Below are 13,324 nucleotides of genomic sequence, written 5' to 3' on the forward strand. Positions count from 1 at the left end.
GGCCCGGGCCCCCGGGCCGGAGTTCCGCAAAAAAAAAATGGGAACTGTCTGGGGGGGGGGGTTGGGGGGGGGGGGGGGGGGGCCGCCCCCCCCCCCCCCCCCGCCCCGCGCCCCCCCGGGCCCCCCGCCCCCCCAGGGCCGTGGCCACGGTCAGCTGACGGCGGCCGTGCCGAGTTCGGCGATCTGGCCCAGCGACATGTCCAGCTCCTCGTGCAGGAACCGGACGATCGTCCAGTGCGGCAGTGCGCCTTCGTCGAAGGGGCCGAACTCCTTGACGTACAAGGGAATCCAGCGTAGCGCCTCGGCCGCGGCCTGCTCCCGGGGCGGCTCGGTCCGGTAGTCGGAGTAGCTGATGCTGCGGTGCTCGACGAAGAAGCCGCCCGGCAGCCGCTCGGTGCAGAATTCGCGGTACTCCCGGGTCTGCAGGATCAGGTAGTGCCAGATCTCGTCGATCTCCTGCTCGACGGGGAGGAACAGACCGGCGAGCTCGTCCTCGTGCGCCGAGACCAGATAGAGATAGCGCAGGCATTCCAGCGTCTGCCGCTCGACGTACTCGGCGGGTTCGCCGGTCTTCGCGACGAAATATTCGACGACTTCCGCGTACAGCGGCTCGCCCAGCAGGGAACGCAGATCGGCGGCGGAAACAGCGGGCACGATGCTCCTAGTGGTTTCGGGATTCCGGGTGCAGCCAGGCGTACTTGCCGGACCTGCCGATCGGGATGCGGTTCCGGTGTACCGGTTCGACGGCCAGTTCCAGGTGCTCCGAGAGGGCCGCGACCAGTGACGTGGCGGCCGGGGCGCCGAGCGGATCGCCGTCGAACGTGGTGTATTCCAGTTCCGCGGTGTTGTCTTCGCCGACCCGCAGCCGGTAGAGGAACACCGGTGGAGCGCATTCGCCGATCCACCGGTCGAGGTCACCGTGACAGAGCAGAGTGGATCCGACGCGGATCAGTTCCTTCTCCCGGCCGCAGAAGCGCGCGATGCGCGTCGGGTCGGGGCTCCCGTCCACCGTGCGCGCGCAGTCGCCGGAACGGTACCGGATCAGCGGCATGTACGGATTGCGGATACTGGAGACGATCAGGCCGAACAGCGTGCTGCCTTCTTCGACCGGCACCAGTTCGACCCGCATTTCGTCGAGGTGGGGATGATAGCGGCCCTGGCGGTCGCTGTAATAGAGATAACCGAGTTCGGTGCTGCCGAACAGGTCGATGATCGGGCAGTCGAAATGCTCGCGGATAAACCGGGAAACATTGTCCGGGGTGTATTCGTAGGCGTGGACGATGCTGTCCGGCCGGGGCAGAGCCTGTGCCAGGCCCCACCGCCGCGCCTTGAGTACCAGATGGGCGAGATGGTAGCTCGAACAGTCGAGGTGGTAACTCCCGCTCGGATGCCCCGACCGCGTCCGCTCGATTTCGCCGAGCATGCCGGCGACGTCCTCGCGACTCCACAACGCGGGATCCAGCCGCTGGTTGACGTAGACGGTGCGCTCGTCGAGACGCCGATCCGCCAGGCTCGGGTGTTCGGCGGGCTGCTCGCCGCGTGCCCTGGCGTTGACCCGCGCGACGTGCTGGGTGGCCAGCACGGTCGTGAGCGACACCCGCGGACAGCCCTTTTCCCAGGTGTGCGCGATGTCGGGGTGTTCGCTCCACAGCCGGTAATAGGATTTCAGCAGGAAATACGGCGGCCGGATCAGCTGCATGCGCGCGTGGTTCGTGCCGGTGGACAGCACGAACTCCGCGGCGCCGGAGTCCAGCGCCGCCTTCAGGTCCGGGGTCATCCAGTTGTCCGGGAATTCCCGCGCGATGCGGTCCTTTTCGAGAATCGGGAACTCGCCGCGCTCGACGGAATCCCGGTACAGGGGAATGTCACGGACGGCGTCGACCATCTCGGCCGGGGGCTGGCTCGTCATGTTCACCCATCATCCGATGCCGGACACCGGTGGCCGTCGACGGCGGAACCCGCCGACGGTCACCGGTGCGGGGAAGCCGTCAGGCCTTGCGGGACCGCGAGCTGGAAATGCAGCCCTGCTTGGCCCGCGAAATGCAGCCTTCCTTGTTCGCGCTCGGCGCCGAATTCGCGGCGACCCACTTGTCCCACACCTTGTCCTGCGCGATCAGCTCGACCAGCTTTTCCATGCGCTACCTCCGAACGGGGATACACCGACCGCGGTGACCGAAACGATCATCGCCCCGCCAAGGTAAAGGGATTGCAAAGGCTATGTCAAGGACACTTGAAGAAAGGTGGAGCTGTCAAAGCCGGGTGAGTTGTCACGCAGTGTCGCGGTTTCCGGCGAGTTCCCGTTTTCGTTGCGCGAATTCGGTGAAGATCCGTGCGGTGGCGGGCGTTCCGCTACCGTGGCCGTCATGAACGATCTTCCTCTGTCCGTGCTGGAACTCACGCTCGTGGAAGCGGGCAGGACGGCGGGCGACACACTGGCCGCGACGGTCACCACCGCACGCCGCGCCGAGGAACTCGGCTTCCGGCGCATGTGGCTGACCGAGCACCACGGCACCCCGATCATCGCCAGCGTGTCGCCCCCGGTGCTCGCGGCCTCGTACGCGGCGGCGACCGGCGCGATCCGGGTCGGCTCGGGCGGAGTGCTGGTACCCAACCACGCGCCGCTGGCGCTCGCCGAGCAGTTCCTGAGCCTGTCGGCGCTGCATCCCGGGCGGATCGACCTCGGCATGGGGCGCGGGCCGGGAACGTTCCGCGAGCCGGTGGTCCGGGCACTGCGCCGGGGAGCCGGGATCGCGACCGACGAGGAATACCGCGAGGGAGTGACCGCGCTGCTGGGTTTCCTCGCCGACGAGACGTCCCTGCTGCCCGGCGTCGAGCGGCCCCGGCCGTGGCTGCTGGTGTCCAGCCCGGCGGGCGCGGGCCTGGCCGCCGAGCTGGGGCTGCCGATCGCGGTCGCCCATCACATCCGGCCGCAGAGCACGGTCGAGGTGGTGGAGCGGTACCGGGCGGGCTTCCGGCCGTCGCGCTGGTGCGCGGAGCCGTACGTGATCGTCGCGGTCCGGACGATCTGCGCGGACTCCGACGCCGAGGCCGCGGCACTGGGACTGCCCGCGCGGGTGCTGACCGAGAACATCGCGAAGCAGGATGACGCCGCTCCGTTTCCCACTGTCGCCGAAGCGGCGGAGCACGTTTTCGCGCCCGAACTGGAAGAAGGGCTCGCGGCCTACCACGCGCAGCAGGCGGAAGGTTCGCCGGAGACCGTGGCTCGGCGGCTCACCGGCATCGCGGAGCGGACCGGCGCGGACGAGCTGATGCTGGAGACGCCGGTGTACGACCCGGCGGCCCGCGCGAGGTCCTACGAACTGACCGTCAAGGCATTCCGGGGTTCGTGACCCGGGACGGACCCGCGTAACGGCGGAGGCGCCGGGAGAGATGTCAGAGTGGGTGCGGCTGGGGGTGACCGGCGCCGCTCCGGTCACCCCCGGCCGCGGCTCAGCCGGCTGCCGCGCTGGAGGTCCCGCGCAGCTTCACGCCCGCCGTGGAGGCGTTCTTGATCGCCGTCTCGATCTGGGCCATCGTCGAGGACGAGCTCAAGCCAGGGACGGTCTCGGTGTTCAGCGCGTAGAGCGTGAACGTGTACGGATGGCTGGAACCGCCAGGGCACGGGCCGAAGAACTTCTGCGTGTTCGCCCCGCTGCCCATGGCCTTCTGTTTGGCGCCGCCCTGGCCCGGCACGCTGAACCCGGCGCCGAGGCCCTCCGGCAGCGACGTGGTCGCGGCCGGGATGTCCCAGATCGCCCAGTGCAGCTTGTTGCCGTTGTTCGCGACGTCGGCGAAGACGATCGCGTAGCCCTTCGCGCCGGTCTTTCCCGCGCCCCAAGCCAGCGGCGGCGAAGTGTCCTGTCCGGCGGAGTGGTCGCCGGCGCAGGTGTACTTGTCCGGGATCTTGGCGTTGTCGGCGAAGGCGGTGCTGCTCAGCTTGAAATCGGTGCCGGGGGTGTTCCCGCCGGCGAACTTCAGCCGCACGATGACGTTGTCGAGCACCGACGGCGTGCCGCCGTTCTTGTCGTTGTTGGTGGAGGTGAGCCAGAGCCCGCCGTCCGGCGACTTCGTCACCGAGCGCAGCCTGCCCCAGCGGCCGGAGAACACCGCCTGCGCCGGGCCGACGCCGTTACCCGCCGAGTTGATCTGCATGACCCACAGCTGTTCGCCGGTAACCCCGGCGACGTAGATCCAGTCGCCGACGATCTCGATCCCGCTCGGCCCCGCCTGGGAAGTCGGCCAGGTCTTCTTCGGGGCGATGAAGCCCGCGCAGTCGCCCTGGGTGCCTTCGCACTTGTCCCAGCCGTAGTTGCCGCCCTTCTGGATCAGGTTGAGCTCGTCCATCGTGTTGTCGCCGAACTCCGCCGCCCAGAGCTGGCCGCGCGAATCCCATGCCAGGCCCTGCGGGTTGCGGTGGCCGTAACTCCAGACGTAGCGCGCGTTGCCGCCGTCGGCGTAGAACGGGTTATCCGAAGGCGCGGAGCCGTCCGCGTTGAGCCGCAGAATCTTGCCGTTGAGCGAGTTCTTGTTCTGCGCGTTACCGCCGTTCTTCGCGTCGCCCGCGGTGGCGTAGAGCTTGCCGTCCGGGCCGAACCGGATCCGGCCGCCGTTGTGGTAGCGGTTCTTGGCGATCCCGGTGAGGACCGGCTCCGACGTCGCCGACAGCTTGCCGTTCTCGTACTTCATCCGCACGATCCGGTTGTCGTTCGCGGTGGTCTGGAACAAGTACACGGAGTGGTCGGTGGCGAACGCCGGGGAGAGCGCCAGCCCGAGCAGACCGCCCTCGCCGTTCGTGGTGACCGTGCCGGGAACCTTGCCCGCCACGGTCTTCTGCCCGTCCGGCGTCACCCGGACGACCTCGAACCGGTCGCGTTCGGTGGCCAGTGCCGAGCCGTCGGGCAGGAAGTCCACCGACCACGCCAGGTCGGCCTTCGCGATGTCCTTGTCGTACTCCGGGATCCCGCCCCCGCCGGTGTCGCCGCCGGTGGTCTTCGCGGTGACGGCGTTGCTCGCGGCCGAGGTGTTCCCGTTGGGATCACGGGATTTCACCGTGAACGTGTAGGACGTGGCCGGGGTCAGGTCGGTGACCGTGGCCTCCAGCGACGTCGTGGTCGCGACCTTGGTGGCGCCCTGGTAGACGTCGTAACCGGCGATCTTGCCGCTGTTGTCGGTGGAGGCGTTCCACGCCAGCGACACGCTGTTCGCGGTCGTCCCGGTCACCTTGAGCGCCGAGGGCGCGGTCGGCGGGGTGGTGTCGTCGCTCGGGGGAGTCGTGAACGTGACGACGTTGCTCTGCTGCGAGGGGTTGCCCGCCGCGTCGAACGCGCCGACCGAGATGTCGTAGGCGGTGTTCGGGGTCAGGGTGTCCACGGTCGCGGAAAGCGTGTTCCCGTCGACGCTCTTGAGGACGTTGCCGCCGCGGTTGATCTCGTAGCGCACCACACCGACGTTGTCGGTCGAGGCCTCCCAGGTGAACGTCGCCGAGGTCGGCTTGACGTCGCTCGCCTTGAGGTTCTTGGGCGGCGTCGGCGGCTCGCCGTCGTCGGAGCCGGTGAAGGTGTCGGTGAGCTTGTCGGCGTTCGGGCCGCCGTCCGCGGTGGTGGAGGTGGTGCGGATCTTGTTGGCGCCCGCGGTCAGTTTCACCGTCGCGGTCACGGTTTTCCACGTCGTCCACGAGCCGGTGCCGGGGAACGACAGGGTGGTGGCCGGACCGCCGCCCACGCTGAGCGAGAGCGGTCTGTCGGCCGCGGTTCCGTTGGCGTAGCGGAAGGTCAGCGTGTGCGTGCCGGCCTGTGCCGCGTTGACGGAGTACTCGACATAGCTACCGGCGACGTTGTCGAAGTTGACGAATCCCTTGCCGGAGTAGCCGGCGTGGTTGGACTCGACCTTGCCCTGGGAGATGAAAGCGCTTTCCGACTCGTAGTCGGTCGACGCCGCGGACGCGGTGAGCGCGGGCAGCACGGTGCTGCCGAGCGCCGCGGCGGCCAGGCACGATAAGGCCGCGCGCCACGGTGGGCGGGGTGCCACTGGAGGCCTCCTGCTGGGTCGGGGACAGGGAGGGGCAACGCGGCGGAATGGGCGGGGCCCACCGGGGACGTCATAGTTAGGAAAGTTTCCTATCTATAGCGGAAATCACACACCCTTCGAGCGCTGGTGTCAATACCGGACCCGAGTGGTGACTGCGCGTGAAGGCGACTCACCGTCAGGTGCGCCGTAAAAATCATGTACGGCGCTGTACATGATAGTTACTGGCTGGTAGGTTGACCGCGTCGCACTGTGATCCACTTCATGATTCAAAGGGGAGTCATGGGCAAAAACCCTGTTCGCCTGCTGGCCGCCGCGGTCGCCCTCACGTTGACCTTCGTCGCCGCACCGGCCGCCACGGCCGCCGCGGCAGGGACGGCGACCACCGCGGCCGACCCGTTCTACGCCTACAGCGGCAGCGAGCCGCTCTCGTCGTTCGCCCCCGGGACCGTGCTCAAGACCCGGACGCTGAGCTACCACGTCATCGGTATTCCCACGCCGGTGCAGGCCGTCCAGCTGCTCTACCGGTCGACCGACGCCCAGGGCCGCCCGTCCGCCAACGTCACCTCGGTGGTCCGCAGCCTGACCGGTGACACCGGCAAAGCCGTGTCGTACCAGTCGTTCTACGACTCGCTCAACCCCGAACACGGTCCGTCCCGGGCGATCGCCGGTGACGTCTCGCTCGGTGGTCTCATCCCGAACGCGGAAGCCCTCTTCATCGCGCCCGCTCTGTTGCTGGGCTACAACGTGGTCATTCCCGACACCGAAGGGCAGACCGCGAACTTCGCGGCGGGGCCGGAATACGGCACCAACACGCTGGACTCGATCCGGGCCGCCACGAAGTCCCCCAAGACGGGGATGAACGAGAACACCAAGTTCGGGCTCATCGGCTACTCGGGTGGCGCCATCGCGACCGGCTGGGCGGCCGCGCTCGCCCCGCGCTACGCGCCGGACGTCGACAAGAATCTGGTGGGCTTCACCGAGGGCGGCGTGCTCGTCGACCCCGCGCACAACCTCAAGTACGTCGACGGCAGCATCGCGTGGACCGGGGTCATGCCGATGGCGCTCATCGGGGCGTCCCGTGCCTTCGGCATCGACCTCAAGCCCTACGCGAGCAGCTACGGCCTGCAGGTGCTCAAGGATCTCGAGCACGCGTCGATCATCGACGCGGTCGGGCACTATCCCGGGTTGACCTGGACCAAGCTCGTCAAGCCGGAGTACGCCAACCCGAACTCGATCCCGCCGTTCGTCGAAGCGGTGAACAAGATCAACATCGGCCAGGCGCCCACCCCGACCGTCCCGGGTTTCATCGCGCAGGGCAACGGCGGTGTCTTCGAGGGCACCTTCGGCAACCCGCCCGGCATCGGCACCGGGGACGGCGTGATGGTCGCCGGCGACGTCCGGGCCCTGGCGAACCAGTACTGCGCCACCGGCAACAAGTCGATCAAGTACGAACAGTACGACGCGCTGAGCCACGTCGGCGCGGCCGCGGCGTGGGCGCCCTCGGCGATCGGCTGGCTCGTCGACCGGTTCGCGGGCAAGGCGGCGCCGTCGGACTGCGGGCGGATCCCCGCGGGGAACTCGCTCGCCCCGGAGAAACCGGTTTCCTGACCGGGACGACGTTCCGCTGATCGGTGCCCGGCCGGGATTTCCCGGCCGGGCACCGGTGCGAGCACGATTGTCCGGACCACTGGGCGGGTACGGTTCGGGCGTGACCGCGCAAGACCGTCTCGCCCGCCGCACCTTGCCGAAGGGGCCGCACAACCTGAGCCGCGACGAGGTGGCGGGCACCCAGCGCGCCCGGCTGATCGACGCCGTACTGGACAACGTCGGCGCGCGCGGGTACCCGCACACCACGATCGGCCACATCACCGCGGCCGCGGGCGTGTCACGTACCTCGTTCTACGAACAGTTCGCAGACAAGCAGGACGCCTTCCTCGTCGCGTACCGCTCGTTCACCACGGAATTCCTCGACGAAGCCGTCGCGGTGGCCGCCGGGGCGCTGACGCCGCTCCAGGCGCTCACCGCGTGCGGTGACTTCCTCGTCGACCACGTGCACCGGCACCCCACGGCCGTCCGCGCCGTCCTGCTGGAGATCTACGCACTCGGCGACGCCGGGCTCCGGGCGCGCGAACTCACCCTGCGCGCCGGCGAAGCCGTGTTCGATCGGACGGTCGGCTGGCTGCGTAAGACCGATCCCGCGCTGCCGGTGCCGCCACCGTTCACCGCGCGAACTGTCGTCGCCGCCACGATCGAACTGATCGCCCAGGCGATCTGGCACGGCACCGAGGACGCCTACGCCCAAACCCGCGAAGCCGTCCGCTACACCTGGCAGCTCGGCCTGTTCGGGCACCAGTACGTCCACGCGCGCTGAACGCCGGTTACCGCTGCCCCCAAGCGGTTTCGCCGGGCGATGCGGCGAGGTAGCCCTCCACGCGGTGCGCGTCCTGGTGACGATGATGGTCGCGGAACAGCTGGACGGACTGGTGCCACAGGTATCTCGCGTCGTCGTGGCCGCCGAGAGCCCGGTGGGTCAGGCCGAGGTATTCGAGGGTCTCGGCTTCGCTGTAGGTGTGGCCCAGCGTCCGGTACAGGACGAGGGCCTGCTGGTAATACTCCAAGGCGAGCGTGTGCTCACCGGCGTGGTAGGCGATGTAGCCGAGGCTGTCCAGTGAGGCGGCCTCGAAGTCCTGGTAGTTGTGGCGGCGGGTCAGCTCCAGGGCGGCACCGCAGTGGGTGCGCGCGGAGTCGTACTGCCCGAGCTGTGCGTACTGCCAGCCGACCTCGTTGAGCGCGGCCGCCTCCCGGAACGGCAGATCGAGCGTGCGGTAGAGGTCCAGGGCGGTGGCGGCGTGCTTCAGCGCCCGCCGATGGTCTCCCCGGTTGTCGTGAACCCTGGCGATGACGTGATGGGTCCGCGCTTGCGCGTCGCGGTCGTCTGCTTGCTCGGCCAGCTTGAGCGCCCTCGTGAGGTTGTCCGTCGCCTCGTCGTGCAGATGGGCGTCGGCGGCGGCGTGGCCGAGTCCCCGGAGGGCCAGAACGCGGATGTCGAGGTCGCCGAGGTGATCCGCCGCGGTCCGCGCGGCCCGCCACACGGCTATCGCGGCATGAATGGGCCCGCGCCGGTAGTGGAAATTGTCCAGTGCCCAGGCCAATTGCCAGACATGGGTGTGCCAGCCGAGACCCGCGGCGCTTTGCTGGGCGGCCAGCAGCACGGGGTGTTCGGTGGTGAACCACTGCATCGCGTCGCTCATCCGGGCCAGGGGCTGTGGCTCGGTTCCGGTGACGGGCCCGGCCAGGCTGATCGGCGACCGGTCGGGTTCCAGCAGGCGGTCGGCCGTGTAGGCGGTGTGCAGATAGAAGTCCAGAAGACGCCGCTGGGACGCGACGCGTTCGTCCTCGGGGAGGTCGTGGCGGGCACGCTCGGCGGCATACAGTCTGATCAGGTCGTGGGCGCGCCATCGGCCCGGGACGTGTTGCTGTATCAGATGCAGGTCCTCCAGCGTGCGCAGAGCCGTCCGCAGGACCGGGGCGGGCAGACCCGTGAGCGCGGTGGCGGCGGGCAACCCGATGTCCGGGCCGGGCGCCAGGCCCAGCAGCGCGAACACGCGAGCCTGCCGTGCTGTCAAGACGTTGTGGGACCACGAAAGCACCGCGGGCAGGCTGGTCGCGGGATTGTCGTCGTCCAGCACGGCCAGCCGGGTGGTGGCATCGCGCAGTTCGTCCGCGAGTGCGGCCAGTGCGAAGCCGGGATGGGCCGCGGCGCGGCTCGCCACGATGCCCAGCGCCAGCGGGAACCGCCCGCACCGCGCGATCAACGCCGCCATCGCGTCCGGTTCCGCTGTCACCCGCTCGTGGCCGAGCCGGTCCGCGAGCGACTGCCGGGCCTCCTCGTCGGACAGCACGTCCACCTGAACCGCTCTCGCGCTGTGGCGGGTCAGGAGTTCGGTGAGCCGGTTGCGGCTGGTGATCAGCACCATGCAGGCGGAACTACCCGGCAGCAAGGGCGCGACCTGGTCGGCGCTGCGGGCGTTGTCGAGCACGACGAGCATGCGCTTGCCGGCCACCAGGCTGCGGAACAGCCCGGTCTGCGCCTGAAGGTCGGGCGGTGCGGCGTCGGAGTCCACCCCGAGTGCCGTCAGGAACCCGCGCAGCGCCGTCGCCGGATCCATCGGCGTCTCGGTGGGGCTGAACCCCTGCAGGTCGGCGAACAGGTGGCCGTCGGGAAAGCGGTCGGCGGCGGTCCGTGCCCAGGTCAGGGCGAGCCAGGTCTTGCCTATTCCGCCGGGACCGTCGAGTACCGCCAGCTTCAGCTCCCCGTCGGTGCTCATGATCTTGTCGAGCCGGCGGAGTTCCTCGCGCCGCCCGGTGAATCCCGGGGGTGCCGCGGGGAGCTGGCGTGGCACGGGGTGCGGACTCGCCGTGGTGTGCCGGCCGGGAACCGGTTCGTCGTTGAGGATTCGCTGGTGCAGCGCCCGTACCCGCGCGTTGGGTTCGGTGCCCAGTTCCGCCACCAGCGTGCGGCGGAGGAGCTGGTAGTGGTTCAGGGCGTCGGCGTGGCGTCCGCTCAGATGCAACGCCGACATCAGGTGTTCGGCCAGCCGTTCGTCCAGCGGGTGTGCTTCGGTCAGTGGCAGCAGCACGCTCACGAGCTCTTCGTGCCTGCCGGTGCGCAGCGCCAGTTCCGCGCGGTGGCTCTCGGCACCGCGCCGGTCCTGTTCCAGCTTTCGGCGGACCGTGTCGAACCACGGAGTGTCCAGTGACGCCAGTGCTTCGCCTCGCCACAGGGCCAAGGCCTCGTTCAGCAGAGCCAAAGCGCGGTCGTCGTCGGCGACCGCGCGTGCCGAACCGGCCAGCTGGCCGAATCTTGTCAGGTCGACCGCCGCCGGATCGACGGTGAGGACATAACTCCCGGACCTGCGTTCGATGACGATCCCGCTGAGGCCCGCCATGGCCCGTCGCAGCCGGTGGAGATATCCGTACAAGGTGTCTCGCGCGGCGTGCGGCGGATGATCGCCCCAGATCCGGTCGACGAGCCTGCCGATCGGCACCATTTCGTTGGCGTCCACGGCCAGCGCGGCGAGCACGCTGCGCTGGCGGGCGTGCCCCAGCTCGACGGCCTTTCCGTCCACCCGGACCTCGATCGATCCCAGCAGCAACACCTCGACCGGCAAGTCCTCCCCCTCGACCGTCCGCACATCCCGCGATCGGCATCGCCGCGCGATGGTATCCCGCGCGATCTGCCAGCGGAAACCAGAAATACCGCAGATTCCTCCTCGGCCGGGCAAGCAGCATCGTGACCGCAAGGTACCGATGATCATCTTTCGCTCAGGAGGGGAAATGAGACGACGATTCACGCAATTGGTGACTCTCGTGGCGACGATGGCCGCGCTCGCCGTCGGTGGTGCCGGACTCGCGTCGGCGGCCGACGCCGACACGCAGGCCACCACGAGGCAGAAGATCGTCAGCATCGCGAAGGCGGAAATGAACAACGCGGACCACAACCGCGAGAAGTTCGGGAAGAACTGCAACTTCTACAGTGGCCAGGTAGGCGGCGGGACGCCGTGTGGTCCGGGGAACAAGTGGCGAGCCGAAGCGTGGTGCGCCGACTTCCTGAAGTACGTCTGGAAGAAGGCGGGAGCCGACACGGCGGGGATCAATGCCGGCGCGGCGAGCCTTTACAGCTACGGCAAGAAGCACGGGACCTGGAACAGTGGCTCCAGCATCGCCGGAGTGAAAGCCGGTGACGCCATCGTGTACAACCTGAACTCGGCGGGAACCCACGCGTCGCACGTCGGCATCGTCACGGCGGTCAACAAGTCCACCGGGAAGATCACCGTGATCTCCGGTAACTACGGCGATCGGGTCGATGATGTCACCGCCAAACCAGGTGGCTCGGTCTCCGGATACGCGGGTCCCGTCGGCTGACAGGCCACTTCGGCTGAACAGAGTGGGGGGCAAGCCGCCCCAGCCGGTTTCCGGCTGGGGCGGCCTTGCGTGACATGTCCTAGGCTCACCGGATGGAACTGCGTCAGCTGCGGTACTTCTGCGCGGTCGCCGAGGAGGAACACCTGACCAGGGCGGCGGAGCGGCTGGGTATCCGCGCGACGTCGCTCAGCCAGCAGATCATCGCGCTCGAAAAGCTGATCGGCACCCCGTTGTTCACCCGGACCCCGGCGGGCATGACCCCGACCGCGGCGGGACGTGCCTTGCTGCCCAAGGCATACGTCGTACTGGAGGCCGTCGAGGAGGCGCTGCGAGCCGCTCGCGAGCCGGACGCGCCGGTGCTCCGGATCGGGGTGACGCCCGGCGCGCCGCCGCCGGCGGTTTCGGCGCTCGGCAGGCTGGGCGCGCGGCGAGGGTCCACTGTGGACTTGCGGGATCTCCCGGTGTCGCGGCAACTGGAGCGATTGCGTGCCGGTGGCCTGGACGCCGGGCTGGTAGTGCTCCCCGCGGACACCACCGGGCTGGCAGAGGCGGTGATCAGCGACGTCCCGCTGGGAATCCTGATGGCGCAAGGGCATCCGCTGACCCGGCGGGACACCGTGGACTGGCCGGACCTCGGCGGGCAGGATCTGCTCTGGTTCGACCGCGAGCTGGCTCCCGGATATCACGACCACGTGCTCGCCGCGTGCGCCGACGCCGGGTGGCGGCCCCGGATCCGGGCAGGGTCACCGAGACGGGGGCTGTTCACAGCGGAGCTCGAAAGCGGGGAGGCCGTGGTGGCGCTGCGCCCGCGATGGGCGGCGCGGGACGGCGACCTCGTCTGGCGGGAGCTGTCCGGCGCGCCCCGGCTCCGGCACGCCCTGGTGTGGCGGATCCCACAGCACGGGCCCGTGTTCGCCGGGCTGGCCGCTGAGCTGGCCGATGAGGCGCGGGCGCACACGGATGAGGCGCCGCCTCGTGGACAGCGGTGATCGGTCCGGCTTGGCTGATGGTCGTTCGAGCCCTTCGACCTTCAGGAGTACGGGATGTCGTTGACCCGCTGGGGATTCGTCTACCTCGCCGACGGCGCCGACCCGGCGCGTGATACGTCCATTGTGGACACAGGAAGCTGTCGTACCGTGCTGATCGGCATGGCGGCGCCGGACCAGGTCGTCGACGTCGCCCGGCGCCTGGTCGACGACGGCGCGCAGCTGATCGAGCTGTGCGGCGGCTTCGGTCCACAGTGGACCGCCCGGGTGCTCGACGCGGTCGGCGACCGGGTTCCGGTGGGCGCGGTGACGTATGGCACCGAATCCGTCCCCGGCCTGCACACCCTGTTCGGCCCGCCGGACGCGTAGCGACGAGAGCCGTTCTT

11 protein-coding genes are annotated in these 13,324 nt (G+C 69.2%); 6 read left to right on the forward strand and 5 right to left on the reverse strand.

Annotated elements, in window-relative coordinates; all coding sequences use genetic code 11:
• Positions 1–150 precede the first annotated feature (150 nt).
• The 3 genes from ACFW0G_RS10955 to ACFW0G_RS10965 form a co-directional block, all read right to left on the reverse strand.
• Positions 151–654, reverse strand: a complete 504-nt coding sequence (locus ACFW0G_RS10955) for a hypothetical protein (RefSeq protein ID WP_378324792.1) — start codon at positions 652–654, stop codon at positions 151–153.
• A gap of 7 nt (positions 655–661) precedes the next feature.
• Entirely contained in the window at positions 662–1,909 is a 1,248-nt protein-coding gene (locus ACFW0G_RS10960; RefSeq protein ID WP_378324793.1) for a hypothetical protein, read from the reverse strand.
• A 79-nt stretch (positions 1,910–1,988) separates the two neighbouring features.
• Complete coding sequence (locus ACFW0G_RS10965; protein ID WP_378324795.1) at positions 1,989–2,135, reverse strand: hypothetical protein; 147 nt, start codon at positions 2,133–2,135, stop codon at positions 1,989–1,991.
• A 228-nt stretch (positions 2,136–2,363) separates the two neighbouring features.
• On the opposite strand from ACFW0G_RS10965, the gene ACFW0G_RS10970 reads away from it, so the two are divergent.
• Positions 2,364–3,350, forward strand: a complete 987-nt coding sequence (locus tag ACFW0G_RS10970) for an MsnO8 family LLM class oxidoreductase (RefSeq protein WP_378324796.1) — start codon at positions 2,364–2,366, stop codon at positions 3,348–3,350.
• Between the two features lie 100 nt (positions 3,351–3,450).
• Here the strand turns inward: ACFW0G_RS10970 and ACFW0G_RS10975 are convergent, their stop codons facing one another.
• Complete coding sequence (locus ACFW0G_RS10975; protein ID WP_378324798.1) at positions 3,451–6,027, reverse strand: YbhB/YbcL family Raf kinase inhibitor-like protein; 2,577 nt, start codon at positions 6,025–6,027, stop codon at positions 3,451–3,453.
• Between the two features lie 279 nt (positions 6,028–6,306).
• On the opposite strand from ACFW0G_RS10975, the gene ACFW0G_RS10980 reads away from it, so the two are divergent.
• Both ACFW0G_RS10980 and ACFW0G_RS10985 read left to right on the forward strand, forming a co-directional pair.
• On the forward strand, positions 6,307–7,635 hold the full coding sequence (locus ACFW0G_RS10980) for a lipase family protein (RefSeq protein WP_378324799.1): 1,329 nt from the start codon (positions 6,307–6,309) through the stop codon (positions 7,633–7,635).
• 100 nt (positions 7,636–7,735) lie between these two features.
• Positions 7,736–8,398, forward strand: a complete 663-nt coding sequence (locus tag ACFW0G_RS10985; protein ID WP_378324800.1) for a TetR/AcrR family transcriptional regulator — start codon at positions 7,736–7,738, stop codon at positions 8,396–8,398.
• Positions 8,399–8,405: 7 nt separating this feature from the next.
• On the opposite strand, the gene ACFW0G_RS10990 is transcribed toward ACFW0G_RS10985, so the two are convergent.
• Positions 8,406–11,198 carry a BTAD domain-containing putative transcriptional regulator gene (locus tag ACFW0G_RS10990; RefSeq protein ID WP_378324801.1) on the reverse strand — a complete coding sequence of 931 codons (2,793 nt, stop codon included), beginning with the start codon at positions 11,196–11,198 and terminating at the stop codon, positions 8,406–8,408.
• A gap of 166 nt (positions 11,199–11,364) precedes the next feature.
• Here ACFW0G_RS10990 and ACFW0G_RS10995 point away from each other — a divergent pair, with 166 nt between their 5' ends.
• The 3 genes from ACFW0G_RS10995 (at position 11,365) to ACFW0G_RS11005 (ending at position 13,307) form a co-directional block, all read left to right on the forward strand.
• Positions 11,365–11,952, forward strand: a complete 588-nt coding sequence (locus ACFW0G_RS10995; RefSeq protein WP_378324802.1) for a CHAP domain-containing protein — start codon at positions 11,365–11,367, stop codon at positions 11,950–11,952.
• A gap of 92 nt (positions 11,953–12,044) precedes the next feature.
• The gene (locus ACFW0G_RS11000) at positions 12,045–12,941 is read left to right on the forward strand and encodes a LysR family transcriptional regulator (RefSeq protein WP_378324803.1); all 897 of its coding nucleotides are present in this window, start codon (positions 12,045–12,047) and stop codon (positions 12,939–12,941) included.
• 54 nt (positions 12,942–12,995) lie between these two features.
• Positions 12,996–13,307, forward strand: a complete 312-nt coding sequence (locus ACFW0G_RS11005; protein WP_378324804.1) for a DUF6506 family protein — start codon at positions 12,996–12,998, stop codon at positions 13,305–13,307.
• Positions 13,308–13,324 lie beyond the last annotated feature (17 nt).

The sequence above is a fragment of the Amycolatopsis sp. NPDC058986 genome (assembly GCF_042741125.1).
Classification (GTDB): Bacteria; Actinomycetota; Actinomycetes; order Mycobacteriales; family Pseudonocardiaceae; genus Amycolatopsis.

Coding starts and splice junctions, on each gene's coding strand:
- ACFW0G_RS10960 (WP_378324793.1), bottom strand. CDS start 1,909: ATGACGAGCCAGCCCCCGGCCGAGATGGTCGACGCCGTCCGTGACATT.
- ACFW0G_RS10965 (WP_378324795.1), bottom strand. CDS start 2,135: ATGGAAAAGCTGGTCGAGCTGATCGCGCAGGACAAGGTGTGGGACAAG.
- ACFW0G_RS10970 (WP_378324796.1), top strand. CDS start 2,364: ATGAACGATCTTCCTCTGTCCGTGCTGGAACTCACGCTCGTGGAAGCG.
- ACFW0G_RS10980 (WP_378324799.1), top strand. CDS start 6,307: ATGGGCAAAAACCCTGTTCGCCTGCTGGCCGCCGCGGTCGCCCTCACG.
- ACFW0G_RS10995 (WP_378324802.1), top strand. CDS start 11,365: ATGAGACGACGATTCACGCAATTGGTGACTCTCGTGGCGACGATGGCC.
- ACFW0G_RS11000 (WP_378324803.1), top strand. CDS start 12,045: ATGGAACTGCGTCAGCTGCGGTACTTCTGCGCGGTCGCCGAGGAGGAA.
- ACFW0G_RS11005 (WP_378324804.1), top strand. CDS start 12,996: ATGTCGTTGACCCGCTGGGGATTCGTCTACCTCGCCGACGGCGCCGAC.